At 44.6% G+C, this 25,410-nt stretch carries 23 protein-coding genes and 1 tRNA gene; 12 read left to right on the top strand and 12 right to left on the bottom strand.

Annotated features, from left to right (window positions below; genetic code table 11):
* The 5 genes from IQQ51_RS17280 to IQQ51_RS17260 form a co-directional block, all read left to right on the top strand.
* The coding region (locus IQQ51_RS17280; RefSeq protein WP_228012953.1) for a beta-ketoacyl-[acyl-carrier-protein] synthase family protein at window positions 1–1,018 on the top strand (1,018 nt) is incomplete at its 5' end.
* The gene (locus tag IQQ51_RS17275) at window positions 1,011–1,475 is read left to right on the top strand and encodes a hotdog family protein (RefSeq protein ID WP_193841654.1); all 465 of its coding nucleotides are present in this window, start codon (window positions 1,011–1,013) and stop codon (window positions 1,473–1,475) included. The genes IQQ51_RS17280 and IQQ51_RS17275, both read left to right, overlap by 8 nt.
* Complete coding sequence (locus tag IQQ51_RS17270) at window positions 1,472–2,197, top strand: 3-ketoacyl-ACP reductase FabG2 (RefSeq protein ID WP_193841653.1); 726 nt, start codon at window positions 1,472–1,474, stop codon at window positions 2,195–2,197. Before IQQ51_RS17275 ends, IQQ51_RS17270 begins: the two co-directional genes overlap by 4 nt.
* Window positions 2,194–3,417: a beta-ketoacyl-ACP synthase gene (locus IQQ51_RS17265; RefSeq protein WP_193841652.1), complete on the top strand. Its 1,224-nt coding sequence runs from the start codon at window positions 2,194–2,196 to the stop codon at window positions 3,415–3,417. The genes IQQ51_RS17270 and IQQ51_RS17265 overlap by 4 nt, the downstream gene beginning before the upstream one ends.
* A gap of 7 nt (window positions 3,418–3,424) precedes the next feature.
* Window positions 3,425–3,889 carry an Sbal_3080 family lipoprotein gene (locus IQQ51_RS17260; RefSeq protein WP_193841651.1) on the top strand — a complete coding sequence of 155 codons (465 nt, stop codon included), beginning with the start codon at window positions 3,425–3,427 and terminating at the stop codon, window positions 3,887–3,889.
* A gap of 89 nt (window positions 3,890–3,978) precedes the next feature.
* On the opposite strand, the gene gltX is transcribed toward IQQ51_RS17260, so the two are convergent.
* Window positions 3,979–5,406: a glutamate--tRNA ligase gene (gltX, locus tag IQQ51_RS17255; RefSeq protein ID WP_193841650.1), complete on the bottom strand. Its 1,428-nt coding sequence runs from the start codon at window positions 5,404–5,406 to the stop codon at window positions 3,979–3,981.
* Window positions 5,407–5,694: 288 nt separating this feature from the next.
* Here gltX and IQQ51_RS17250 point away from each other — a divergent pair, with 288 nt between their 5' ends.
* Together IQQ51_RS17250 and IQQ51_RS17245 are read left to right on the top strand one after the other, a co-directional pair.
* Window positions 5,695–8,502, top strand: a complete 2,808-nt coding sequence (locus IQQ51_RS17250; protein WP_322632755.1) for a heavy metal translocating P-type ATPase — start codon at window positions 5,695–5,697, stop codon at window positions 8,500–8,502.
* Entirely contained in the window at window positions 8,492–8,932 is a 441-nt protein-coding gene (locus IQQ51_RS17245) for a DUF411 domain-containing protein (protein WP_017060536.1), read from the top strand. The genes IQQ51_RS17250 and IQQ51_RS17245 overlap by 11 nt, the downstream gene beginning before the upstream one ends.
* 263 nt (window positions 8,933–9,195) lie before the next feature.
* Here the strand turns inward: IQQ51_RS17245 and IQQ51_RS17240 are convergent, their stop codons facing one another.
* Together IQQ51_RS17240 and IQQ51_RS17235 are read right to left on the bottom strand one after the other, a co-directional pair.
* Window positions 9,196–9,852, bottom strand: a complete 657-nt coding sequence (locus IQQ51_RS17240) for an oligogalacturonate-specific porin KdgM family protein (RefSeq protein WP_019824160.1) — start codon at window positions 9,850–9,852, stop codon at window positions 9,196–9,198.
* 536 nt (window positions 9,853–10,388) lie between these two features.
* Window positions 10,389–13,040 carry a beta-N-acetylhexosaminidase gene (locus tag IQQ51_RS17235; RefSeq protein WP_193841648.1) on the bottom strand — a complete coding sequence of 884 codons (2,652 nt, stop codon included), beginning with the start codon at window positions 13,038–13,040 and terminating at the stop codon, window positions 10,389–10,391.
* Between the two features lie 404 nt (window positions 13,041–13,444).
* Here IQQ51_RS17235 and IQQ51_RS17230 point away from each other — a divergent pair, with 404 nt between their 5' ends.
* Together IQQ51_RS17230 and IQQ51_RS17225 are read left to right on the top strand one after the other, a co-directional pair.
* Window positions 13,445–14,332, top strand: a complete 888-nt coding sequence (locus IQQ51_RS17230) for a TraB/GumN family protein (RefSeq protein ID WP_193841647.1) — start codon at window positions 13,445–13,447, stop codon at window positions 14,330–14,332.
* A gap of 122 nt (window positions 14,333–14,454) precedes the next feature.
* Window positions 14,455–14,877 carry a hypothetical protein gene (locus IQQ51_RS17225; protein ID WP_193841646.1) on the top strand — a complete coding sequence of 141 codons (423 nt, stop codon included), beginning with the start codon at window positions 14,455–14,457 and terminating at the stop codon, window positions 14,875–14,877.
* A gap of 284 nt (window positions 14,878–15,161) precedes the next feature.
* Here IQQ51_RS17225 and IQQ51_RS17220 read toward each other — a convergent pair.
* A tRNA-Pro gene (locus IQQ51_RS17220) sits at window positions 15,162–15,238 on the bottom strand.
* 255 nt (window positions 15,239–15,493) lie between these two features.
* On the opposite strand from IQQ51_RS17220, the gene IQQ51_RS17215 reads away from it, so the two are divergent.
* The 3 genes from IQQ51_RS17215 (at window position 15,494) to rluF (ending at window position 17,696) form a co-directional block, all read left to right on the top strand.
* On the top strand, window positions 15,494–15,634 hold the full coding sequence (locus IQQ51_RS17215; RefSeq protein ID WP_017062321.1) for a DUF3149 domain-containing protein: 141 nt from the start codon (window positions 15,494–15,496) through the stop codon (window positions 15,632–15,634).
* 170 nt (window positions 15,635–15,804) lie between these two features.
* Window positions 15,805–16,386, top strand: coding sequence for a DNA endonuclease SmrA (gene smrA / locus IQQ51_RS17210; RefSeq protein WP_017062320.1), 582 nt, complete (start codon window positions 15,805–15,807; stop codon window positions 16,384–16,386).
* Between the two features lie 176 nt (window positions 16,387–16,562).
* On the top strand, window positions 16,563–17,696 hold the full coding sequence (gene rluF, locus IQQ51_RS17205; RefSeq protein WP_193841645.1) for a 23S rRNA pseudouridine(2604) synthase RluF: 1,134 nt from the start codon (window positions 16,563–16,565) through the stop codon (window positions 17,694–17,696).
* 106 nt (window positions 17,697–17,802) lie between these two features.
* On the opposite strand, the gene ybaK is transcribed toward rluF, so the two are convergent.
* The 8 genes from ybaK to IQQ51_RS27275 all read right to left on the bottom strand — a co-directional run.
* The gene (gene ybaK / locus IQQ51_RS17200) at window positions 17,803–18,276 is read right to left on the bottom strand and encodes a Cys-tRNA(Pro) deacylase (protein ID WP_017069618.1); all 474 of its coding nucleotides are present in this window, start codon (window positions 18,274–18,276) and stop codon (window positions 17,803–17,805) included.
* A 118-nt stretch (window positions 18,277–18,394) separates the two neighbouring features.
* A complete protein-coding gene (gene ushA / locus IQQ51_RS17195; protein ID WP_017062317.1) occupies window positions 18,395–20,056 on the bottom strand; it encodes a bifunctional UDP-sugar hydrolase/5'-nucleotidase UshA in 1,662 nt (553 codons plus the stop codon).
* A gap of 458 nt (window positions 20,057–20,514) precedes the next feature.
* Entirely contained in the window at window positions 20,515–21,369 is an 855-nt protein-coding gene (kdsA, locus tag IQQ51_RS17190; RefSeq protein WP_193841644.1) for a 3-deoxy-8-phosphooctulonate synthase, read from the bottom strand.
* A 22-nt stretch (window positions 21,370–21,391) separates the two neighbouring features.
* Complete coding sequence (locus IQQ51_RS17185) at window positions 21,392–22,201, bottom strand: SirB1 family protein (protein WP_048609600.1); 810 nt, start codon at window positions 22,199–22,201, stop codon at window positions 21,392–21,394.
* A 27-nt stretch (window positions 22,202–22,228) separates the two neighbouring features.
* Entirely contained in the window at window positions 22,229–22,612 is a 384-nt protein-coding gene (locus tag IQQ51_RS17180) for a SirB2 family protein (protein WP_009848726.1), read from the bottom strand.
* 173 nt (window positions 22,613–22,785) lie between these two features.
* Window positions 22,786–23,646 (bottom strand): peptide chain release factor N(5)-glutamine methyltransferase, encoded by an 861-nt coding sequence (gene prmC / locus IQQ51_RS17175; RefSeq protein WP_193841643.1) that lies wholly within the window; start codon window positions 23,644–23,646, stop codon window positions 22,786–22,788.
* A 5-nt stretch (window positions 23,647–23,651) separates the two neighbouring features.
* Window positions 23,652–24,740, bottom strand: a complete 1,089-nt coding sequence (gene prfA / locus IQQ51_RS17170) for a peptide chain release factor 1 (RefSeq protein WP_193841642.1) — start codon at window positions 24,738–24,740, stop codon at window positions 23,652–23,654.
* 28 nt (window positions 24,741–24,768) lie between these two features.
* Window positions 24,769–25,410: glutamyl-tRNA reductase (locus IQQ51_RS27275; protein WP_228012952.1), on the bottom strand; the 642-nt coding region annotated here is incomplete at its 5' end.

Here is a 25,410-nt window from a genome sequence, read left to right as displayed (position 1 = left end):
TCTTACGCAATACGCCACTCGCAACAATCAACTGGCGCTGTCGGCTCTTCACCAAATTGAAGATTCTATCGAGCAAGCCAAATCTCAGTTTGGCGCAGATAGAATTGCTGTTGTTATTGGCACCAGCACCTCTGGGATCTCCGATGGTGAAGCAGCCTTCAAACAAAAATTGGCAAACGGCGAGTTTCCAGCAGATTACCATTACTCAAAACAAGAGCTTGGTGATACCTCAGAGTTCGTTAGCCAGTATTGCGCATTAACGGGGCCAAACTACGTAATATCTACGGCTTGCTCATCCAGTGGCCGCGTATTTCTGACCGCCCAGCGCTTATTAGATTCAGGTATGGCTGATGCCGTGTTAGTGGGTGGTGTGGATACCTTGTGTAAGCTGACACTCAATGGTTTCCACGGCCTTGAAGCACTCTCAACAACACATTGTAAGCCATTTAGTGCAACCCGAGATGGTATCAACATAGGAGAAGCAGCGGCATTTATGTTGCTCAGCAAAACAAAGTTAGCCGGTGTTAATGCAGCACAAGACACGTCAAACATTGCCTTATTGGGCTGTGGGGACAGCTCTGATGCACACCACATTTCAGCGCCTCACCCTGAAGGCAATGGTGCTGAACAAGCAATGAAAAAAGCGTTACATTCTGCACAGTTAAACGCAGAAGACATTGGTTATATCAATGCCCATGGCACAGCAACGCCACTCAACGATTCAATGGAAAGCAAAGCCATCCATCGTATTTTTGCAAACAAGGTTCCCGTTAGCTCAACCAAGCCGCTTACCGGGCATACTCTAGGAGCTGCAAGTGCGATTGAGGCGGCGATTGCATGGCATATTTTAAAATATGACTTACCGCTTCCCTTACAAAAATGTCAGGATAAAGCTGAAGATATTGAGATTGATTTGGTAAACTGTACCCAGAAACTTAAAGTAAAGAACATCTTAAGCAACTCGTTTGCTTTTGGTGGTAACAACATTAGCCTGATTTTTGGTGTAGTAAATGACTGATATCCCTTCTGTAGACCAACTCCTCCCTCACGATGAACCGATGATATTAATCGATCGTGCTATCAACGTAGAGGCGTTGTCGATCCACTGCCAGGTCGATATTGGTGACCATAATCTGTTCTTTGACGCCGAATCTCAAACGGTACCCGCTTATGTAGGTATCGAGTTTATGGCGCAGTCTGTTGCTGCGTGGTCTGGATACCACGCACTGAAAAACGGCACCACTCCCCCAATCGGTTTCTTGCTCGGTTCTCGCCGTTACAAGTCACTGTGTGATGAATTTACTCAAGGTCAGACCCTTGATATCTACGCCGAGCAACTAATGGAAGACAGCGGCATGGCCGTGTTTACCGCTAGAGTCGAAGACCAAGGCGAGTTAGTGGCTCAATGCCAACTCAATGTCTACGTGCCGACCGAACAAAAATTACAAGAAATGAAAACTAGGAGCCCATCATGAGCCGTCAGGTTTTAGTCACTGGTGCCAGCAAAGGTATTGGTAAAGCGATCGCTATTCAACTCGCGAAAGACGGATTTGAAATCGCCGTTCATTACATGGGTGACAAGCAAGGTGCTGAAGAGACGCTGCAGTCGATCATCGAACTGGGTGGCGCAGGTCGTCTTATCCAATTTGATATCAGTAACCGCAGCGAGTGTCGCGAAAAGCTTGAGTCTGATATCGCTGAACATGGCGCTTACTATGGTGTGGTGAACAACGCGGGCATTACTCGTGACACGGCATTTCCAGCCATGACAGAAGAAGAGTGGGACGGCGTTATTCATACCAACCTCGACAGCTTCTACAATGTGCTCCACCCGTGTGTGATGCCAATGGTTCAGAAACGCAAAGGCGGTCGTATCGTTACTCTGGCGTCTGTATCAGGCATCATGGGTAACCGCGGTCAAACCAACTACGCAGCAGCTAAAGCCGGCGTGATTGGCGCGACTAAGTCTCTGGCTCTAGAACTCGCAAAACGCAAGATCACGGTAAACTGTGTCGCTCCTGGCTTAATTGATACAGGTATGGTCGACGAGCACGTGAAAGAACATGCGCTTCCTCAAGTCCCGCTACGTCGCATGGGTGAACCAGAAGAAGTGGCAGGCTTAGTCAGCTACCTAATGTCTGATATTGCAGGCTACGTGACTCGCCAAGTGATTTCAGTTAATGGAGGCTTAGTATGACCCGCCGCGTTGTTGTAACTGGCATGTCTGGCGTTACTGCCTTTGGTAATGACTGGCAGCAGATCGAGCCGAAACTAAAAGCCTGTGAAAATGCGACTCAATATATGCCAAGCTTTGAGCAGTATGATGGTCTCAACACTAAGCTTGCTGCGCCTATTGATGACTTCCAACTGCCAAAACACTATAAGCGTAAACAAGTGCGTGGCATGGGACGAGTATCCCGCCTAGCCACTGTTGCGACAGAAAATGCATTAGAGCAAGCAGGCCTGATCGGCCACGATATTTTAACCAATGGTGAAACCGGTATCGCTTACGGCTCTTCAACCGGCAGTACTGATGCCGTTGGTGCGTTTGGTGTGATGCTTAACGAAAAATCGACACGTGCGATCACCGCAACCACTTACGTTCAAATGATGCCACACACAGCCGCGGTAAACGTAGGTCTATTCTTCGGTTTGCGCGGCCGTGTGATTCCCACCAGCAGTGCGTGTACTTCAGGAAGCCAAGCGATTGGTTATGCCTATGAAGCGATTAAGCACGGCTACCAAACCGTGATGGTTGCCGGTGGTGGTGAAGAGCTATGCCCAACTGAGTCTGCCGTTTTCGATACTCTTTTTGCTACCAGTTTAAAAAACGACACACCCAAGAAATCTCCTAGCCCTTACGACAGTGGGCGCGATGGCCTTGTTATCGGTGAAGGTGCTGGCACACTTGTTCTTGAAGAGTATGAACATGCCGTGGCTCGTGGTGCGAAGATCTACGCTGAGATCATTGGTTTTGCCAGCAACTGCGATGCTGCTCATGTGACCCAACCTCAAATGGAAACCATGCAAATTTGTATGGAAAAAGCGCTGAAAGATGCGCAACTTCCGGCTGAAAAGATTGGCTATGTATCTGCGCACGGAACGGCGACTGAAAAAGGCGATATTGCGGAAAGTAATGCGACCGCGAACATTTTTGGTGAAGTGCCAATCAGCTCATTAAAAAGCTACTTTGGTCATACGCTTGGCGCGTGTGGTGCGATTGAAGCTTGGTTAAGCCTAGAGATGATGCATTCAGGTTGGTTCAGCCCAACATTAAATCTTGAGAATATCGACGAACAGTGCGGCAAGCTCGATTATATCACAGGCTCTGGTCGCGAATTGGACGTTAAATATCTGATGAGCAACAACTTCGCTTTTGGCGGAATCAACACCTCAATCATCTTCAAAAAAATCTAGGATAGATATGAAAAACTGGTTAGTTGCTGCTGTTGTCGTTTTACTCGCAGGTTGTAGTGCTCCGAAATATTCAGGAAACGCATTACCAGAGGCAAATACAATCGAACAGGTTACGATAGTTGAGGACGAGAAAACTCGCACTGTTTTCCTCGATTCCATGCTCGACTGGTGCCTGAATAATCAGGTTAAATGTAAGGTCGTGGCAGACGGTTCAGAACATAATCCAGAGGACATCACGTTGGATTATGTCTCTCGCTGGAGCTGGGATTTCAGAACCTTTGTGGCAGACGCTAAGATCTCGGCTTATCAAGATCAACAACGCGTAGGCAATGTCGAATTCAAAGCGCCAAACAGCGGAAACTTTTCTAAGTTTGGTGACGATATGGAGCGCATCAAAGCGATGATGGATATCTTGTTCGATGAGAAAACAGCCGCGCAAGCGACTCAAATGATTGCCGACGACAAGCTCTAACGAAATCGTTCAGAGACTAAAGCTCGAGACAAATAAAAAGGGTCAGTAACCAAGTTACTGACCCTTTTTTTATTCTAGCAATCGCTCAATTAAGCGTTAGCTTCGCGCTCAGCGATGAACTCAAGAGCCATCTTGATGCGAGCGATTACGCGCTCTTTACCAACAAGCTCCATCACTGCATCAACAGAAGGAGACTGACCGCCGCCTGTTACTGCTACACGAAGTGGCATACCGATTTTACCCATGCCGATCTCTAGCTCTTCACATACAGCTGCAATCACACCATCTTTGATGTTTGCAGTAGTGAAATCTTCAAGCGCTTCAACCTTAGCAAGAGCAAGCTCTAGTGGGCCTTTAGCAACACCACGTAGGTGCTTCTTCGCTGCGCCAGCTTCAAACTCAGAGAAATCTTCGTAGAAGTAACGAGATTGCTCCGCAAGTTCGATAAGCGTGTTACAACGCTCGCCAACTAGCTTGATCACTTCAGTGATAGCCGGGCCATTTGTTGTATCGATCTTCTGTGCGTCTAGGTGCCATTGCAGATATTTAGCAACGTACTCAGGCTCAGAAGTCTTGATGTAGTAGTTGTTCAACCAAAGTAGCTTATCAGTGTTGAATGCAGAAGCAGACTTGCTGATAGCGTTCAGGCTGAAGAATTCAATCATCTCTTCTTGAGAGAAGATCTCTTGGTCACCGTGAGACCAGCCTAAACGAACTAGGTAGTTGTTTAGTGCATTTGGTAGGTAACCTTCGTCGCGGTATTGCATTACAGAAACAGCACCGTGACGCTTAGAAAGTTTCGCACCGTCATCACCAAGAATCATTGCACAGTGAGCGAAAGTTGGAACTGGCGCGCCTAGTGCTTCATAGATGTTGATTTGACGAGGTGTGTTGTTGATGTGATCTTCACCACGAACAACGTGTGTAATACCCATATCCCAGTCATCCACTACCACTACGAAGTTGTATGTTGGAGCACCGTCTGTACGACGAATGATTAGGTCATCAAGTTGGCTGTTCGCGATTTCAATGCGGCCACGAATTTGGTCATCAAATACTACGCTGCCTTCTTTAGGATTACGGAAACGGATAACGCATGCATCACCTTCTTTTGCTGCTTCGTTTGCTGCAACAATTTTAGGGTGGTTAGCATCGTAACGAGCCATTTCTTTGTTTTCTTCTTGCTCTGCACGAATTTCATCAAGCAGTTCTTTAGACGCGTAGCATTTGAATGCTTTGTCTTCAGCAAGTAGCTTATCAACCATTTCGTTGTAACGGTCAAAACGCTTAGATTGGTAGTAAGGACCTTCATCCCATTCCATACCCATCCATTGCATGCCTTCTAGAATTGCATCAACCGCTTCTTGAGAGTTACGCTCAAGGTCCGTGTCTTCGATACGTAGAACGAATTCACCACCTTGGTTCTTAGCGAATAGCCAAGAGTAAAGTGCAGTACGTGCACCACCAACGTGAAGATAGCCAGTTGGGCTAGGAGCAAAACGAGTTTTAACCGTCATTTAAATACCTTGATTATGTAGGTGATTCTTTTAGTGCTCGCCATTACAAAGCCTGTAACAGACAAATATCACTAAATTTTGGGCGCTATTTTATCACCACCGCTTAAATCTACAATCAGTAGTGAATGATTAATGTGCTGATCTTGTACGAAAGCTATCGTAGAAGGAGAAAACCAATAGCTCAAGTCCATGTCATACGCTCTAAAAAGATAAATTCTCGCCACGCTCGCGATAAATCTCATCCATTCCATCACTCAATATTCCAACAAATATTAAATTCTTGAATTTATGTTTGACCTTACCCTTACGGGAAGGTTTATGTTAGGGCTAGATGAGAATTGGAGTTTCGATATGAACCATTACACAACTGCGCTCAACGGCCTAAATTGCATGGGGTGTGCGAAGAAAGTTCGCACACTGTTTGATGATCTCGAGAATACGACGATCAATGACATATCGCCGACGTACATCGATATTTCGACGCCTTTTAGTTATGTTGAGCTCAATGAACAGTTAGCAACCCTTGGTTATTCAATGGGTAATTCACTGCACCTTTCATTATCAGGGCTCAGCTGTGGTAAGTGTGTGAACAAGCTGACTCAAGCACTTCAACAAACCGAGCAAACCTCAAATCTGGAAGTCACCAAAGATGAATTGTCGTTGGTGACTCTACTTGAAGAATCCGAGCTTATTGAGCTGGTCGAAAGTGTGGGTTATCACGCAGCTCCCTACTCTGAAGCCAATAACCTTTTATCAGATTCAGAAAACGAACAAGCAGATAAAAAGATTGAAGATACTGAAGATAAAACCACAGCTAGCCAATATACCTATCACCTTGTTCTTGAGGGAATGACGTGTGCGAGTTGTGTGTCTTCAGTAGAGAAAGCGCTGAAAAAGAATGAATTCGTTGACCAAGCGCAAATCAACCTCGCTGAACAGACAGCCTTGGTTTTCACCTCTCAAACAAGAGACATCATTGAAAACGCTCTAATAGAATCGGTGAAAGCTGCCGGTTATGGCGCCGAGTTTGTCGACGATGCGGCGACTCAACAGCAAAAACAACAAGAACAGCAACTTCGTACTCAACAAGCCTTCCTTAGAAACTCAGTAAGTGCATTGGTGATAGGTGCTCCGCTGATGGCATGGGGCGTGTTCGGTGGCAGCATGACCATTGCTACATTTAACGATCAACTGGCTTGGGGCTTGGTTGGTGTCATTTGTTTGATACTGCTTGCTACCTCAGGTCGTAGCTTCTTCACGAATGCTTGGCAATCACTGATGCACAAACGTGCAACCATGGACACGCTAGTCGCTTTAGGTACTGGCGCGGCATGGTTCTATTCAATGCTGGTTGTGCTGATTCCATCATGGTTCCCAGAACCATCGCGCCATGTCTACTTCGAAGCAAGTGCGATGATTGTCGGCCTTATATCTTTGGGTCACTACATTGAAGCCAAAGCCAAAGCGCGTACCACAAAATCTTTACAGGCATTGATTAACTTACAGCCTCAAAAAGCGGTAGTTATCGTCGATGGCAAAGAACAAACCATCGCAGTAGAAGCCATTCAGGTAGGCATGCAGGTACGAGTAAAACCCGGAGAAAAAGTGCCGGTTGATGGTGTCGTAGTCTCAGGTGAATCTTATATCGATGAGTCGATGCTGACCGGTGAACCACTTCCCAACGTTAAATCAACTAATGATGGCGTTTCTGCGGGCACCATTAATGGTGATGGTAGTTTAATTATTGAAGCGACTGGGATTGGATCAAGCACCATGCTGGCTAGAATCATTCAAATGGTTCGCCAAGCGCAAAGCAGTAAACCAGCAATCGCCAAGCTTGCCGATTCTATCTCAGCCGTTTTTGTTCCGGTTGTGGTCGCGATCGCAGCGGTTGCCGCCCTAATTTGGTTTTTTGTAGGTCCACAACCAAGCGCCAGTTACATGTTAGTGGTATCAACCACAGTGCTGATCATCGCTTGTCCATGTGCATTAGGCCTAGCCACACCGCTTTCGATTACTGTTGGCGTAGGTAAAGCGGCTGAGTTTGGCGTTCTTATTAAAGATGCGGATGTATTGCAGTCTGCCAGCAAAATCGATGCTGTTGTGTTTGACAAAACAGGGACATTGACCCAAGGCAAACCAACCGTTCAACAGGCCTTTTACGCTAATCTAACGGAGCAAGAGTTACTGGCTTATGCTTATTCAGTAGAAGTAGGATCTGAGCACCCACTTGCCAAAGCCGTTTGCCAATATGCAGAGAGCTTGGAAGTTTCAGTGCTCCCACACAGCGAATTTGAAAACCAACGAGGGCTTGGGGTTCAAGCAACAATTAACGGCAAGAACGTGCAAGTTGGCTCGCTTAAGTACCTCACCCAATTAGGTATCAATACAGAGATTGGCGCGGATTTCATCGAGCTTTGCCGCTCGCAAGCGTGGACACCTATTTTCATTGTGATTGACCAAAAACTGGAAGGCATATTAGGCATTTCAGACGCATTAAAAATAGATAGCAAACAGGCGATAGCTCAACTAAAATCCGCCGGAATTCACACTGTGCTATTAACAGGCGACAGCGACTCTGTGGCTCAAGCAATAGGTAAAAGCGTCGGTATCGACGAGGTTATCTCGGAAGTGCTTCCTGAGCAGAAAGCTCAACATATTGTTCAGCTTCAACAGCAATATAAGAGTGTTGCCATGGTCGGAGACGGTATTAACGATGCACCCGCTCTTGCTCAAGCGGATATAGGAATCGCAATGGGCAGTGGCAGTGATGTCGCGATTGAAAGTGCGCAAATGACGCTACTCAACTCATCGCCATTATCAGTAAGCAACGCGATCGAGCTATCTCAAGCGACCGTAAGAAATATGAAGCAAAACCTATTTGGTGCCTTCATCTACAACTCGCTTGGTATTCCTATCGCGGCGGGTGTGCTTTACCCATTTTTCGGATTTCTGCTTAGTCCAGTAGTTGCAGGGGCAGCGATGGCGATGTCGTCAATTACTGTAGTAAGCAATGCCAACAGGCTGAGATTGTTCAAACCAACTCATTCTAATATTAATAAAAACCATATTCATGAGGTTAACCATGATTCGTAAAATTATGACTCTGACTGCACTCGCTGCAATCTCAGGACAAGCTTTAGCTACTGATGTTCTAAACCACAAATCTCCATACTGCGGCTGCTGCACAGAATGGACTGAACATATGCGAGATGCTGGGTTCGATGTTACTGAGAAGCTCCACGATGATATGAACCCAATCAAGCAGAAACTAGGGGTAACACAGGAGTTAGCCTCTTGCCACACTGCAGAGATCGACGGTTACGTATTTGAAGGACACATTCCAGCAGATGACATTAAAGCCTTTCTAGAAAACCCGCCACGTAATGCGATTGGTTTAGCGGTTCCGGGTATGCCAATGGGTTCGCCAGGCATGGAGTATGGCGATAAGAAAGACGAGTATTCTGTGTATGCGTTTAATGAAAAAGGTCAGGTGTTTGAATACCGTCACTACAACGGGAAATAAAACCTAAACAGACCAACGCACAACTATAAAAAAGAAGTCATAAAAATAGAGCCTAGCATTCAGTAAACCCAAGACTGTGGTTTACTTGCTAGGCTCTTTGCTTTTGGACAGTAAAGCAAATCTTGTCGCGGCACCATCCGGGCTGTTAGTACCGCTATGTTCCCTTCGCTAATTAACTAAGAAGTTATTCAACAACTAAGCTCTTTAACAAAGAAGCTCACTTGGCTAATAATCTAAGCGACTAAGCAGCCAAGCGAATCAGCTTAGAAGCCGTAAGAAGCACCGAATACGAATGCGTTGTTAGCGTTGTCAGCTTGGTTACGGTACTCAAAGTAAGGTTGAACGCCTTGACGAGTCCATGTCGCACGAAGCTCGTGGTCCATTGTGTTATCAGCATCGCTGATTACGTATACGTTGTTGTAGCTTAGAGCTAGCTCAGCGTTTACTGCGTAACCGATACGGTTATCAAAACGAGTTTGGTCGTCAGCTTTGCTGTCTTCCATTGCGTGGTAACGAGTACGGTTGCTGATAGAGATACCGTTGTCGAAGTTATAACCGATCTTAACTAATGGACGATACTGAACCGTTTCGCCGTTGTTTAGTAGGTGGTGGTAACCAGCAGCAACCCATAGGTTGTCGTTGATGTTGTACATCTGCTCAACACCAAGAGTGATGTATGGAGAGTTACCTAGACCGCTATCTTGGATCGCGTCGTTGTCGTACTTACCAAGAGAGATACCATCAAACTCTGTTAGTAGCGTTGTACCTGAATCAAACGTGTGGCCCGCTTCTAGCGTGGACGTAGCGTTTGGTTGGAAATCAGAGTGAAATTGAACGTTACCTGTAACGTAAGAAGAACCAGCAAAAGCACTAGAAGCGAAAGCAAGAGAAAGAGCACTTAGAGCGATAATTTTTTTCATAGTAAACTGCCTTAGTTTGATTTTTTCAGCGGCACATCTTCGGTAGATCATTCACCTTCACCGCTTGAGTAGTTGGTAGCCTCCCTGGCATGAAATCTATGTTGCTCGAATTAATTCGCGTTTAAAAATAAAAGACTGAGCAGAGTGATCTCTCTCACTATCAAAAAAGAACAAGTTATTTAATACTTTAAAATCATATAGTTAAAAACATAAAAATTGATAAAAAACTCAAGACGAAAAAACGCACAGATCCAGATCACATTATTTCACGTCACGAAATTAGAATGAGTTAGTTCAATCACACTTGATTTAGAGTTTTTTATGGGGGACTTATTTTTTGAAGAGAATAATGAGAAGCGCGTCACTTTTGCGATGGAACTCACCTTATGTGCATTGTTGACGATATAAACAAAGAGTATTTCTATATGTTTCAGCTTAAGATAAGTACCAAACTTAGTTTGGACGAAAAAAAAGCTCCCACTTTTATCTGATTAAGACAATAGCTAGGGAGCTTTTCTATTAATGTTGCTTATCGATTACTTTACCGAAGTCACTCGACTTACTTTCTCGCCACTTTCAGAGATAGAACGGATGTAAGTTTCGCCAGAAACCGATGGACGTTGTTGCTCATCATACGTTAGCCAGTTTTCACCATCAGCTGAGTATTGAAGCTCTACGCCTGGGAATTGAACGTTCATTGCAAGCTTGCCATCAACCACTTTTGCACCCGGAACTGGCAGTCGGTAATCAATACCCGCTTTTTCAAGCTTAGCCAGCTCACGTTGGCCAACAATATTCGCGAAACGATTAAAGTCACTGTTTAGAGCCTGCTTGTTCACTAAGTCAGTATCTTGAGAGTACTCAACGCCCACTTTGTAGTCGTTTTCCCAATCCGCTCGGTGCCATGCACGCTCAGCTGCAGCAAGAACGCGTGGGAATACCATGTATTCATACTGCTCGTCGGTACGCACTGTTTCAGACCAAAGCTGGGCTGACAAACCGTAGAAAGGTTTCGCTTCAATCTCGCCTTTACCACTGAAGCCGTTGCCGTCACGGTCTAATGACGTTTCTGCGTTTTGTGGCATGTTCTCTGGAGCAAAGCCAAACATCTTACGAGTATCGGTTGCACGCGTTGCCCAGTAGTAACCACGTTCTGCTGCGTCTACTTCGTATGGCATATCCATGTATACGTAATCTGGGTTAGAAACAATTACGTCATAACCTTTCGCAGACCAGTCGTAAACTGATGAAGTGCCGCCCCAGTAAAGAACATCCCAGAAGTTAACGCGCGTACTTTCTGTTGCAAATGCTTCTTCACCTTCGCTGTATTTCAGGCCATCTTGCCACGCTTGGAAGTGTGGAATGCCCTTCTCAGCAACAATCTTAGACACCTCTTCTGCAAAGTGGCTTGGCAGGTGAACGAAATCACTTACTGTACCGTCAGCAATTAATTTCTGACATTGTGGAGACTGTTGGAACGGCTTATCTTGCTTAGATAAATCAATGTTACCTTTCCATGCCACTTTGTCTTCTGCATTAATATCTTGTAAGCCAGCGCCTAACTTAATGTTTTTCGCTTCATCGCCACCAAAGTGCCAAGTCGTTAGCGGAACACCCGCTTCTTGGTGCATTGCTGCCACTTCAGAGATCACTTTATCAACAAAGTGAGTCGACGATTCCATACATGGGTTAATGAAGCTTTGCTTATCGTAGAACTGAACAGTCGTCACGTTCGATGTATCTTGTGGATCCATCAAACGGTATTCGTTCGCTTCCGCTTCTTTACCTTCCGCCATTAGGCGAGTGTAGCGTGCTTCCATTGATACCACAGCAGAACGAGCGTGTGCTGGCATATCAATCTCTGGGATAACTTCGATGCTGCGCGCTTTTGCGTAGCTTAAGATCTCGACGTAATCCGCTTTACTAAAGAAACCAGAGCCGAAGTTGTCTGTTGTTGGACCTGAACCTAACTGAGGCAGTAAACAGCTTTGCTCTTCCAAATCGAAACAACGATTAGACCCTACATCCGTTAGCTCTGGTAAACCTGGGATTTCTAGACGCCAACCTTCATCATCCGTTAAGTGAAGGTGCAGTTTATTCATCTTGTAGGCTGCCATTTGATCTAGCGTTGCTAGGATGGCATCTTTTGAGTGGAAGTTTCGAGCAACATCCACCATCACACCACGGTAATCAAAGCGTGGCGCATCTTGGATCGACAGTTGTGGTAATGATTCAGCGTTCTGACTGTCTATTAGGCCAAAAATAGACTGAACTGCGTAGAAAGCGCCAGTTTTATCAAACGCTTTAATTGCAACCCCCTCTTCCGAGATGCTTAGTTCATAAGCGCCAGATTTCGCTAAATCACCCGTAAACTGAGTAGGAACAACAGCGACACTCACAGGTAGGTCGCCACTCACATCTACGTTTACCACATCTGCACGTTCTTCAATTGCTGCGAATTGCTCAGCGTCGAATGCGTCTTTAGGTAGGGCAATACCACCAGCAATGCTAACTGAACCTTCACCGGCTTCTACCGACATTGGCGTTGGTAGTAAAGTGGTTGATACGTCTTGCGTTGCTAGATCCGCATTCTTTTCGAAACGCGTAACAGCAGTCGCCATTACGTTGTTGTCATCAGGCGTACGCTTTAGGTTGTTTCCTTCTAAACCTGTTACGAACGACGCGACATCTTCCGTATTCAATGAAGCAATCATCTTAGGTTCTGCGTTTGGTGCCGTTACAAATGCACCCGGCATAAAGTCGGTTTCAAACAGTTGCCAGTATTCACTGGTTAATGGAAGAATCACTTCTTCACCCGCTGCAAAACCATCGAACTTTTCTGTTGGTTCAAGCTTGTGTAAGTCGCCGGTTACGCGAGTGATTTTAAACTGCTCATTATCAACATCTAAGATAAGGCGAATACTGTGGAAGTAGATGGTCCAATCTTTTGAATCAATCGCTTCACCATCGTTAGTTAACGTCATGTTCACTTTATTACATGATGCCCACTCTGCGCCTAAGTCCTGACAAGCCATGCCTTCGTTTGCACCGTGGTTCGTCAAGATTTCATATTGCACATCAAGGTTATCAGCCAGTGCATTCACCACCTTTTGCTCTGGTGCTTGTGTCACAGCACAACCCGCCAAACCAGCCAGTACCGCTACAGATAGTAAGTTTCTCTTCAACATCGTATTCACCCATAAATTTAAAAATTGAGTAAGAAGCAAATTGGAGCGCTTCGAAAGTTAGCTAAACTATATGGGCTTATTTTTTACCGTGAATTAAATCAAGCTAATAAAGTGATCAGCTTCAAATCTCAAAATCAGCGATAAAATTAATTATATAAAAATCATCAAGTTAGAATTAACGGCACTTCCGTCAGTTTTATTTTGACGTAAAAATTGAGAATTGAATCACAATCTTTTTAAAGGATTTCATAAAATCGTGTCGTTGATAGAGAGAAAGGTTTAAGAGTTTGTTCGGGTTGTTATACTTTTCGTACAAACAACGTGACATCGTTCTCAAAAAAAACCGTTAAAAAACTCCGTCAAAATCATTTTTAACGAGTTACGTCTTCCTCTAGGAGCTCTCTTTGCGCACATTCTTATACTTAACGTTACTCGCTCTTATCTTTACGACTAAGCACGCTTTAGCTGAACCTCTGTATTGGCAAGCCAAAAAAGATGACCTGACCTTAACAATTTTAGGTTCTGTACACGTTGGGGATGAAAGCATGTATCCACTTCCCACGCAGATTACCGACACATTAAAAGAGAGCGATGGCCTAATCATCGAAACGGATATCAGGAAATCCGAAGGTGTCGTATACCCGGCTACAACAGTTACCACGGCTGATGTGCTCAGCGCAGAACAAAAGCAGTTACTAACAAGCATTTCAAAATCTTTGGGTATGCCGACTCAGCAACTATTGAGCTCTCCACCTTGGGCGACATCTCTATCAATACAGATGCAGCAATTAAAGAACCTTGGCTATGGCTCGGCGGGCGGTGTAGACGCAACATTAGCCTATAAGGCAACCATACAAGACGTTCCGGTGATCAGCTTAGAGCCACTGCAATTTCAAATAGATCTAATCGCCGGACAAAAAGATTCGGGTAAAGAGTGGTTGTTGACTAGCCTTGAAGAATTTGACCAAACGGACCGTGTCGTGCATTGCCTTATTGAAAGCTGGAAAACGGGCGATGAGTCCAAACTTGAGGATTTTGCGGAATTATCTGAAATGCCAGCCGATCTTGAAAAAGCATTTCTAACGGACCGCAACGTAGATTGGGCAAATAAACTATCATCCAATGACTGGAAACTCGATTCGAAGGGACACTACTTGTTAGTCGTCGGCACCTTACACCTAATTGGCGAAGGTAATCTTTTGCAGTTGTTAGAAGATACAGGGTTCAGTGTGACGCAACAATCAAAGAGCAAACAAGCACAGTGTCAGTTTGAAGGTCACGAAGAAAACTAGTTGCTTTTAAAGCCATGACCTTTTCATTATAAAAGCATTTCCTTAATAACAGAATCTTTACATTTAATAGCACCGTTGCGGTGCTATTATCTTTCGCTCTTTTTACCTATGGCGTTGTTCTAATGAAACCAGTACTTTTTGCTTTCCCTTTAGCCCTCACGATGCTGATGCCCTTAATAGCCTCAGCCAAAGAAACATGCACCATCGAACAGTTTCAGGCAATAGACATACAACCGGATACCAAAGGCGGTGTATTAGATAAAGAAAGCGGACAGTTTTTGATTACTGAGAAACCACCGATGCGCTGCGCCAATATTACGTTCACAACATCTACAACACGAAACCGTATCGCAAGCCAAATGAACAACAATTTTGAAGCAAACTTTTACGACAACCAAACGGGAAGCTCTCACTCGGTGACGTTTGATGAAGATGAAGTAAAGGCAGGTTACATTCGAATAGGCCCTAATAAGCCAGCGGAAGCGTATGTTTGTTTTGTTACCTCGGAAACACCGATAAAAGATATTACGTGCGATGTTAAGTAAATAATTTTGGGACGGGCTTATTGGGTCAATCCTTGTCTCTAAACAAGGTGTTTAGAACAACAATAGATTCTCTACTCACTCATTCGCCACTCTAGTGAGTGACACATATACCAGAACGCAAAAAAGCCGTAGCCCCTTCTATTACAAAGAGTGCTACGGCTTTCTTTAATATGGTCGGTGAAGCAGGGATTCGATTGGACTGGCATTCCAGCCCCATCCTCATGTTCTAAACCAGATTAAAATGCAAAAAAGCCGTAGCATTTCTGCTACGGCTTTCTTTAATGTGGTCGGTGAAGAGGGATTCGAACCCCCGACCCTCTGGTCCCAAACCAGATGCGCTACCAAGCTGCGCTATTCACCGAGATATCTAACTGGCTGATTGCCTGTCGATGGAGCGTATAATACGGATTCTAAATTTATCCGCAAGCGCTTTTTCTCATATTTATTGTGAATTCGAATCGTTCGAACAAAAGACATACAACAACACGCTTGATGTGACGAAAAACACACAGTTACCAACAAGTATTTAACTTATGAAACAGGATTGATCCAGATCAGTGAATTGATAACACCAGTTAATACACTAACCCGTGTCATATAACTTTGAGGTATACACATGGACTTTTGGCTAGATCTCCTATTTGGTAATGCGGTGGGACTATCTTCAATGATAGTAATCTTCGGGGCTCTGGGTCTCATGATGTTTTATGGAGGCTTCTTCATCTACAAAGTTATGACTGAAAAATCTCCTCACTAGAATCGCTCAGCCTAAATCATTTACTTTTAAGTATTCTTTGACTTTATAAGTAAGTGTCAAAACGCTTTGCACCGGAGCAGACTTATTGTCTTCTCCGGTTTTTTCATTTTTAAACCCAGCCTCAACTTAGGTATACTTACCCTATCCTTCTCCAACTTGAGATACACACTATGTCTCATGATGATGACTTAGATCTATTCCAAGAAATGATGGGCGATGTTAAACGTATCGACCATGACACCGCTGAACACCAGAAAGTACACCGAGTCACCGAATCTCACCTTGCTAAGCGTGAAGCCGCTATGTGGCTGTCTGACGACGAGAAAGACTACTTATCATTAGATTACTCGCCAATGATCAAGCCAGACGATGTCGTTGCTTATAAAAAAGACGGTGTACAAGAAGGCGTATACAAAAAGCTGCGCCTAGGTAAATACCCTATTCAAGCCAAGCTCGACCTTCATAGAAAAACACTGAAAGACGCACGTAACGAAGTGCTTTCATTTTTGCGTCAGTGTTTAAGAATGGATGTTCGTACCGTCATCATTGTTCACGGTAAGGGTGAGCGTTCGAATCCACCAGCAATGATGAAAAGCTACGTGGCGAATTGGCTCACGCAAATTAACGACGTTCAATGTGTTCATTCTGCTCAGCAATTTCATGGTGGTACTGGCGCAGTCTACGTTATGCTCAGAAAGAGTAATGAGAAAAAGCTAGAGAACAGAGAGCGCCATCAAAAACGCACCAGTTAACTGGTTGAAACAGATAAGTACACTGATAGCGAATTGCATCAAGATCGATATTTCGTGCCTAGACTCACACCAAGTGCTAAAATTGTCCTCAGTTAACGAATCCCAACTCAAAGCAACTATCCAAAGGTTGCTTTTTGTTTATCTATATTTCCGTTGTGAAACGCTAAGAGAATATCATGTCACAAGAATCCCAAGCTAAACGCCTTAATAAATACATCAGTGAAACTGGTTTTTGCTCACGCCGCGAAGCCGATAAGCTGATTGATGCAGGCCGAGTTACTATTAACGGTAAGATCCCTGAAATGGGTACTAAAGTCTTGCCTGGTGATGATGTTGAGATCGACAATAAGCCTGTTCGCTCAAAAGAGAAGCCGATTTACATTGCTCTTAATAAACCAACAGGTATCACCTGTACGACTGAGCGTGATATTCCTGGCAACATCGTCGACTTTATCGGCCACCACAAACGTATTTTCCCGATTGGTCGTCTAGATAAGCCTTCTGATGGCCTTATCTTCTTAACCAATGACGGCGACATCGTAAACAAAATCCTACGTGCAGGTAACAACCACGAAAAAGAATACGTGGTACGTGTAGATAAGCCGATTACGACGGAATTCTTGAAGCAAATGGGCGCTGGCGTTCACATTCTCGATACTGTTACCCTACCATGTAAAGTAGAGAAAGAGACCAAATTCTCATTCCGAATTACGCTAACACAAGGCCTTAACCGCCAAATTCGCCGTATGTGTGAAGCGCTCGGTTATGAAGTATTTAAGCTACGTCGTGTTCGTATTATGAATATCTCACTAGACGGTATTCCTAACGGCAAATGGCGCTACCTGAGCGACGAAGAGATCACTGAGATCTTAGCGATGTGTGAAGGCTCAGTAAGTACGGAAGATGCGTCAAAAATGAACGCGAAAGGTCAACGCATTCGTAAAGCGACTGACGCGAAACTTTTTGATAGCCGTGAAGAGAACCAAGCTTCAACAGCGCGCCGTAATCAAAACGAGAACCGTACTCGTACTTACCGCGGTAACAATGCGGATGAATTCCGTCATGCACCTAACTCAAAGCGTGGCCGCAATTCATCGAATGGTGAAAGCGGTGGTAATACCGAGAACTGGAAATCGAACTCTCGTTCAGAGCGTTCTAATTCAGATAGAAACCGTTCGGATCGCAATCGCACAGATCGCGACAATAACGATCGTAGAAGCGGTAAACCGGCAAATCGCAGCCAAGATTCAAACAGACCGAACAAACCTGCACCAAAGCGTGTTGGTGGTACTTTAGGTCTGAAGAAGTAGTCTGAATCAGTAAGACGAGACACTCGATATAAAAACGCCCGCTAGATTAGCCTAGCGGGCGTTTTTGTTTGTCATTCGATAGTTTTATCATCATGACGACGTCAATCTATAAACATAAATCAGCAAACTGGCCGCGAGTCAGAAGTGTTAAGTCTTTTGGGTCTAATTCAATCTCTAGCCCACGCTTACCTGCACTCACACATATCGTTTCAAAATCTGTAGCACTGGAATGAACGAAGGTAGGCAGTGCTTTCTTCTGTCCAAGCGGACTAATGCCACCAACAACATAACCCGTGGTTTTCTGAGCAATCTCAGGATCAGCCATCTCTGCTTTTTTGCCTTTCGCAGCTTTAGCGGCAAGCTTTAGATTTAGCTTCTGGTCGACGGGAATAACGGCGACCGCCAAATCTTTCGCCACACCATTCAAGCAGAACAACAGCGTTTTGAATACACGTTTGGGATCTTGGCCAAGCGCTTCAACGGCTTCTAAACCATAGTTGGTATTATTCGCATCATGATGATACTGATGCACACTATGAGCGATTTTCTTTTTCTTGGCGAGATTGATTGCAGGGGTCATAACAAATCCAAACGATAGATAAACAAAAAGCGACGCCGAGGCGTCGCTTTAGTTAAATTTATCATGGTGCTAGAGTCAATCTAATTTAGCACCTATTGATACAATTGCTTGGATTCAATTACTTGTAAACCATTTGGCCTGAAGGCGCGTACTTGTTCACGTCAACCGGGCTGTTTGCTTCTAGGTACTCTTTCAGTACTTCAGCATCAACAAAACCAGTATTTACGTAACCTGGGTGATCAGACAGTTTAGGGTAACCGTCACCACCAGCAGCGTTAAAGCTTGGTACTGTGAAACGGTATGTTTCGTCTAGACGAAGCTGTTTGCCACCGATGAATACATTCGATACTTCACCGTTCGCTACTGTCATTGAGATACCAGCAAACTGAGCGTAAGCACCAGAATCGATTGGTTTAGTCGCCACTACATTTAGGTAATCTAGAACTTCTTTACCCGTCATGTCTGTGTAAGTCAGGATGTTCGCAAAAGGTTGCACTGTTAGCACGTCTTTGTAAGTAACATTACCGGCTTCAATTGAGTCACGAACGCCACCAGAGTTCATCACAGCGAAGTCTGCTTTTGCGCGCTCCATGTGAGAAGTCGCAATCAAACGACCTAGGTTGGTCTGTTGGAAGCGAACGACGTTACGATCGCCTTCAAGCTTACCATTTGTCTCTGCGATTTGAACTTCTAGCTGTGCTTGACCTTGCTCTTGGAAAGGACGTAGGAATTCAAGTAGCTCTGGGTCTTGTGCGATTTCATCTTGAATAAGAACACGTTGCTTCTTACCGTCAATCTTAACTTTCTTCTTAAGGTTAACTGGAATCAGGTCGTAGCTCACCATCTCTAGCTCACCATTACGGAATTCGTAATCAGCACGACCTACGTACTTGCCCCACTCGTGAGCTTGAACGATGTAAGTACCGTTCTGTACGTCAGGCTTACACTCATCACCCGGCTTGAAGTTTTTTTTCGCAACGTTAGGGCCTTCCATACATACAGGCTCTTGAGAGTGACCACCAACGATCATGTCTAGATCGCCTTCGTTTAGGTAACGAGCAAGTGCGACATCACCCGGAGCATTAACACCACGTTGACCGTTTTCGTAGTGACCCATATGAGTCACAGCAAAGATTAGATCAGGTTTTTCTGTTTCTTTAAGTTCAGCGATTAGCTTCTTCGCTTCTTCTTTAGGATCACGGAAATCAATGCCTGCGATAAACTCAGGGTTACCAATCTTTTGGGTATCTTCCGTTGTTAAACCAATAACCGCAATCTTGATACCTTGCTTTTCGAACATCTCGTAAGCTTGGAACTTACGTTCGCCTGTCGCTTTATCGTAGATGTTTGCAGATAGCATTGGGAAGTTAGCCCAATCGATCTGCTTTTGTAGTACGTCTAAAGAGTTATCAAACTCGTGGTTACCCAATGCCATTGCATCGTAACCAATTTTGTTCATACCTTTAAAATCAGGTTCTGCGTCCTGAAGGTCTGACTCTGGAACACCCGTGTTGATGTCACCGCCAGATAGAAGCAACACGCTACCGCCTTCTGCTTCAACTTCTGAACGAAGTTGGTCAACTAGCGTTTTACGTGCAGACATGCCGTATTCGCCGTATTTATTCTGCCAGAAACGACCATGGTTATCGTTTGTGTGAAGAATCGTTAGCTTGTAAGTTTCGTCTTGGTTCCAATCATGAGCTGATTGAGACGCACACCCAGCTAGAGTAGCTAGAATTGCAGCACTTAGTGCTGTCTTTAGAATAAGGCGTTGCTTCATTGTCATACCTTTGAACTTTTTAGGGGAATCCACTGCTTTTTTATCACTCAAACTCAACAAATGTCCGCTAAGGAAACATCGTTATAAGTTAGTAAAACATGAAGTAGTTTAAATTAAGACGGTAAACCTAACAGAGTGATTTCATATTTATGTAGGATAGATCACCTTAATCTCCTATCGAGTGTGTAACAAAGCGGCAAAGTTGCATTTGAGCAAATAAGTGATCACAGGCAAACGTTTTCATAAATTTTTAGATTATTTGTGATTGGCTCAATTCAACATCCCCGAAAAGTGACCTTTGTTAGATTTATTCTATTTACCAAAGCCCTAATTGATACGTTATAACATAACCTTTAATGAGCTAGCTGGTTTGAAAGTATCAACTTAGCCGCAACTCGCTGACCGATAGGTACAAAAAAGCCGGCGTTTGCGCCGGCTGTTAATTATATGCAGTTCGATTATTTAATATCGATGTGCTCAAAGCCTTTGATAAGGTCATCAAGTGCTTTCATCTGCTTCAAGAACGGCTCTAGTTTGTCTAGAGGTAGCGCAGATGGGCCATCACAACGAGCTTGGTCTGGGTTCGGGTGAGCTTCAATGAACAGACCCGCAATACCTGTCGCCAGGCCAGCTTTCGCTAGTTCAACCGTTTGCTCACGACGACCGCCAGATGCTGCACCTGATGGGTCTCGCATTTGTAGAGAATGCGTCACGTCGAAGATAATTGGGCTACCGTTTGAAGAGTTCTTCATTACGCCAAAGCCAAGCATATCCACAACAAGGTTGTCATAACCCATGCAAGCGCCACGCTCACAAAGGATAATGTTGTCGTTACCACACTCAGCAAACTTATCAACGATGTTACCAACTTGGTTCGGGCTCATGAACTGAGGCTTCTTCACGTTGATTACTGCGCCAGTCTTAGCCATTGCTTCAACAAGATCAGTTTGACGAGCTAGGAATGCAGGTAGTTGGATTACATCAACCACATCCGCAACAGGCTGAGCTTGAGCTTCTGTGTGGATATCAGTAATGATCTTCACGCCGAAAGTGTCTTTCAGCTCTTGGAAGATTTTAAGACCTTCTTCCATACCTGGACCACGGTATGAATGAACTGAGCTGCGGTTCGCTTTATCAAAAGACGCCTTAAATACGTAAGGGATGCCCAGCTTCTCGGTTACTTTTACATAGTGCTCACAGATCTGCATAGCAAGATCGCGAGATTCAAGAACGTTCATGCCTGCAAATAGCGTAAATGGCTTGTCGTTAGCAATTGGCATATCGCCAATATGAACTGTTTTCTGTTCCATCATATTCTCTCTAAATAATTATTAATTAGTGAACAACCACTGTCTTTTCGTTCATGACGTTCACTTGAGATTTCAGTAACTCAGATGCAGGGTCATCTGGGCATTGGTCGATAAAGTATTGATAATCGGTTGCGGCTACTTGGTGACAGTCTAGCTGCTGATAGATAAAACCGCGGTCACGGATTTCATATGGGTCATCAGGTACAAACGTCAAAGCAAGGTCAGTACACTTCAATGCAAGTGTATAACGCTCTTCTCGCAGCAGTGCACTCTTGAGCAGGGCTAACCACTTACCAATAATTGTTGGGTGGTCGGCAACTTCCAAGTGCTCAGGTTTCACCTTAGCTAATGGGCCATCATGGCCAATTAACCATGCTCGCAGCGTTTGTTCGCCAACATACTCACCGTTATAAGGGTTAATATAGGCTGCAGCTTGCCCGTACCAGCTTACTTTAAGTAAGAATTGAGTCGGAAAAGAGACGCCCTCTACAGGAAAGCCTAGCTTGCGACTTAGAAAAAGAAAGATCGCCCCCAGACTCACTGGAATGCCTTTCTTTCTCTCAAGCACTTTATCGATGAACGCGTTTTCCGAAGAAAAATACGCATCTTTATCGCCAGCAAAACCCCATTCATAAAAGAATAGTCGAATAAAAGATTCAAACTTCTGCTGTTCATCGGTTTCATTAACCAAAGCAAACTCGGCGTCTTTTAACAATCTCGCCAGCTCTTGCTCTGCCCAACTGTCTTGAGTTTCTGGGTTAATCGCTTTATTTAAGATCAATGCACCTTCAGCTAACTCTAGCTGGTCAAAGTCTTCATCAAAAAATTCGTACATAGATAGTTAACCGAAATAAGGAGATAATTAACCGAAAAATGTTGGTGTCTTGGTCATTGCGATTTTGCCTGCCATCGCTAACCAGCCAAGCGCACCAAAGAAAGAGAATACTCTCAGTAGCTTGTTTTTACCTAGCTTAAGCGCAAAGAAACCTAATGCGATGTAAGCCATAACACAAGTTAGTTTTTCGGTTAACCATGGTGCTGCTGGTGTGAATGGAATAAAGCCAGTGATGAAAATCAAACCAATACCCGATAGCAGTAGCAACGAGTCATTGATATGAGGGAAACGCTGCAAAAAAGGATGCTTAAGCTTAGGTGAGTTAGCCATCATAAGAGCGAAACGAATCGAAAGAAGTAGCGCACTTATCGCAATCGTTAATAGGTGAAAATGTTTTAGACCTTCGTACATGGTATTCCTTTATATTTTTATATGTGCTTTCGTTAACACGAGCCTCACAATACCCGTTAATGCCCTGTATTTCTTCGTTAAATGCATTACCGAGTTAAATGTATTGTCGAGTTAAAGGTATCAATTTAGCAAGTTCATCATCCATTGCTCACAAGACGATTAACAATCACTAACTATGAACAGTAACGACCCAATGTCACTCGGTCATTACCACCGTAATCTTTCTCTGTGACAACATCGAGATAACCGAGCGCCTGCATAATCTCACGTACTGCCAAACCTTGGTCATAGCCGTGTTCAAATGCCAACCAGCCTTCATTTTCCAAAAAGCCGCGAGCGTTTTCAGAAATGTATCGGATATCTGCAAGCCCTTTCTCTTCAGCAACCAGTGCTGTGATTGGCTCAAAACGCACATCGCCTTGAGACAAATGAGGACCATTCTTCTCAATGTATGGCGGGTTAGAGACAATCAGAGAGAACTTCACAACGTCTTCAGAGCTCAAAGGCTCAAACCAACTGCCGTGCAAAAAAGTGGCATTGGTAATGTTGAGACGTTGAGCATTCTCTGTAGCAAGTTGCTGTGCTTCAGGGCGAAGATCAATACCCGTTACCTGTCGATTCGGCATCTCAGACGCCAATGCTAACGCGATAGCACCTGTACCTGTCCCTAAATCTAGAATCGCGCCTTGCTTGCCATAGGTTTTATCTAAAGCTACCTCAACCAAACGCTCAGTATCTGGGCGTGGGATTAATGTAGAAGGGGAAACTTTTAACGGCAGTGACCAAAACTCACGCTCACCTATAATGTAAGCCACAGGCTCACCGGTTAAGCGACGTTTTAGAAGGGCATTGAATTCAGACTCTTGCTCTGAGGTGAGATGCTTCTCAGGCCAAGTAAGTAGGTAAGATCTTGGTTTATCTAAGGCGTGACAAAGCAGTACCGCGGCATCAATAGAGGGTGATGTGTTATCACCCTCTTGAAGCTTTACGATTGCTGCTTTTAAAGCACTTTCAACCGTATATGCTGACTGCATACTGGTTAGTTGTTCTCTGCAAGTGCAGCAAGCTGATCGGCTTGGTGCTCTTGAAGTACAGGATCAAGCAAGCTTTGCATGTCACCTTCAAGTACTTCGTTAAGACGGTAAATTGTAAGGTTGATACGGTGATCAGAAACACGACCTTGTGGGTAGTTGTACGTACGAATACGGTCACTACGGTCACCCGAACCTAGTAGGTTACGACGTGTATCAGAAACCGCTGCCGCGCGGCGCTCTTGTTCTGCTTGAACAATACGAGCAGCAAGAACAGCCATCGCTTTCGCTTTGTTTTTATGCTGAGAACGCTCGTCTTGACACTCTACTACTGTACCCGTTGGTAAGTGAGTAATACGGATTGCTGAATCCGTGGTGTTAACGTGCTGACCACCCGCGCCTGATGCACGGAAAGTATCAATTTTAAGGTCGCCCGCTTTGATTTCTGGAAGATCCGCTTCTGGGATCTCAGGCATAACGGCAACAGTACATGCTGACGTGTGAACACGGCCTTGAGATTCGGTTTCAGGTACACGTTGTACACGGTGACCGCCTGACTCAAACTTCATGGTGCCGTAAACAGCGTCGCCACTAACCTTAGCGATCATCTCTTTGTAGCCGCCTTGCTCAGAAGCATTGCTGCTCATGATTTCAACGCGCCAACCTTTCTTCTCAGCAAACTTAGAGTACATACGGAACAAGTTGCCCGCGAAGATACCCGCTTCATCACCACCCGCGCCGGCACGGATTTCAAGGAAACAGTTGCGCTCATCGTTTGGATCTTTTGGAATCAGAAGAATCTGTAGCTCATCAGTCAAACGTTCAATCGCCGCTTTTGCGTCTTTGATTTCGTCTTGAGCCATTTCACGCATTTCAGCGTCATCTTCGTTTGCCATCTCTTCAGCAGCTTCTAGATCTTCTTGAGCTTGCTGGTATGACTGGAAGCAAGCCGTCACTTCTTCTAGTTGAGAGTACTCTTTAGAAAGTGCACGGAATTTGTCTTGATTCCCGATTACATCTGGATCACCAAGTAGATGTTGAACTTCTTCATAGCGTTCAACAAGTGTTTCAAGCTTTACTAGAATCGAGGCTTTCATAATGTCTTATTCTGTTGGAGGTCTAATATTATTGAGGGTTTTCTAAGCCCAAACTCTGTCTAATGACCATTAATTTTGCAGGTTCTCCTTGCTCAGCTGCACTTTGAAGTGCGCGCGTTGGAGCATGGATCAATTTGTTTGTGAGCTTATTACTTAGCTCAAGTAAGACTTTCTCAGGGTCACCGCCAGCGGCAAGTGATTGTAAACTCTTACTTAATAATTCTTCTCGGATTTCGTTGGCCGATTTACGGTAGTCACGAATACTGTCTACAGCTTGCAGTGAACGCATCCAACTCATGAATGCTGCACTTTCTTCGCTAACGATTGCTTCCGCTTGAATCGCTTCCACTTTGCGCTGTTCAATGTTGCCATCAACAATCGACTGCAGATCATCCACTGAATAAAGGTAGGCGTCGTTTAACTCACCGACCTGAGATTCCACATCACGCGGAACCGCAATATCAACCAACAACATAGGTTGATGTTTTCTTGTTTTCAGTGCGGTTTCAACCATACCTTTACCAATGATAGGTAACGGACTTGCGGTTGAGCTGATCACGATATCCGCTCGATGCAGATGATCAGGGATCTCATTAAGGCTGATCACTTCAGCACCAAACTCTTCAGCCAACCCTAAAGCACGCTCACGAGTTCGGTTAGCCACAATCAT

Origin of the sequence: Vibrio sp. OPT18, from assembly GCF_015163615.1 — a bacterium.
Classification (GTDB): domain Bacteria; phylum Pseudomonadota; class Gammaproteobacteria; order Enterobacterales; family Vibrionaceae; genus Vibrio; species Vibrio coralliirubri.
The sequence above is the reverse complement of the archived record's forward strand: the minus strand, read 5'-3'. Positions and strand labels throughout refer to the sequence as shown.

Excerpts from the sequence above, each read along its gene's own strand:
- IQQ51_RS17275 (WP_193841654.1), top strand. The coding sequence starts at position 1,011 with ATGACTGATATCCCTTCTGTAGACCAACTCCTCCCTCACGATGAACCG.
- IQQ51_RS17270 (WP_193841653.1), top strand. The coding sequence starts at position 1,472 with ATGAGCCGTCAGGTTTTAGTCACTGGTGCCAGCAAAGGTATTGGTAAA.
- IQQ51_RS17265 (WP_193841652.1), top strand. The coding sequence starts at position 2,194 with ATGACCCGCCGCGTTGTTGTAACTGGCATGTCTGGCGTTACTGCCTTT.
- IQQ51_RS17260 (WP_193841651.1), top strand. The coding sequence starts at position 3,425 with ATGAAAAACTGGTTAGTTGCTGCTGTTGTCGTTTTACTCGCAGGTTGT.
- gltX (WP_193841650.1), bottom strand. The coding sequence starts at position 5,406 with ATGACGGTTAAAACTCGTTTTGCTCCTAGCCCAACTGGCTATCTTCAC.
- IQQ51_RS17250 (WP_322632755.1), top strand. The coding sequence starts at position 5,695 with ATGTTTGACCTTACCCTTACGGGAAGGTTTATGTTAGGGCTAGATGAG.
- IQQ51_RS17245 (WP_017060536.1), top strand. The coding sequence starts at position 8,492 with ATGATTCGTAAAATTATGACTCTGACTGCACTCGCTGCAATCTCAGGA.
- IQQ51_RS17240 (WP_019824160.1), bottom strand. The coding sequence starts at position 9,852 with ATGAAAAAAATTATCGCTCTAAGTGCTCTTTCTCTTGCTTTCGCTTCT.
- IQQ51_RS17235 (WP_193841648.1), bottom strand. The coding sequence starts at position 13,040 with ATGTTGAAGAGAAACTTACTATCTGTAGCGGTACTGGCTGGTTTGGCG.
- IQQ51_RS17225 (WP_193841646.1), top strand. The coding sequence starts at position 14,455 with ATGAAACCAGTACTTTTTGCTTTCCCTTTAGCCCTCACGATGCTGATG.
- IQQ51_RS17215 (WP_017062321.1), top strand. The coding sequence starts at position 15,494 with ATGGACTTTTGGCTAGATCTCCTATTTGGTAATGCGGTGGGACTATCT.
- smrA (WP_017062320.1), top strand. The coding sequence starts at position 15,805 with ATGTCTCATGATGATGACTTAGATCTATTCCAAGAAATGATGGGCGAT.
- rluF (WP_193841645.1), top strand. The coding sequence starts at position 16,563 with ATGTCACAAGAATCCCAAGCTAAACGCCTTAATAAATACATCAGTGAA.
- ybaK (WP_017069618.1), bottom strand. The coding sequence starts at position 18,276 with ATGACCCCTGCAATCAATCTCGCCAAGAAAAAGAAAATCGCTCATAGT.
- ushA (WP_017062317.1), bottom strand. The coding sequence starts at position 20,056 with ATGAAGCAACGCCTTATTCTAAAGACAGCACTAAGTGCTGCAATTCTA.
- kdsA (WP_193841644.1), bottom strand. The coding sequence starts at position 21,369 with ATGATGGAACAGAAAACAGTTCATATTGGCGATATGCCAATTGCTAAC.
- IQQ51_RS17185 (WP_048609600.1), bottom strand. The coding sequence starts at position 22,201 with ATGTACGAATTTTTTGATGAAGACTTTGACCAGCTAGAGTTAGCTGAA.
- IQQ51_RS17180 (WP_009848726.1), bottom strand. The coding sequence starts at position 22,612 with ATGTACGAAGGTCTAAAACATTTTCACCTATTAACGATTGCGATAAGT.
- prmC (WP_193841643.1), bottom strand. The coding sequence starts at position 23,646 with ATGCAGTCAGCATATACGGTTGAAAGTGCTTTAAAAGCAGCAATCGTA.
- prfA (WP_193841642.1), bottom strand. The coding sequence starts at position 24,740 with ATGAAAGCCTCGATTCTAGTAAAGCTTGAAACACTTGTTGAACGCTAT.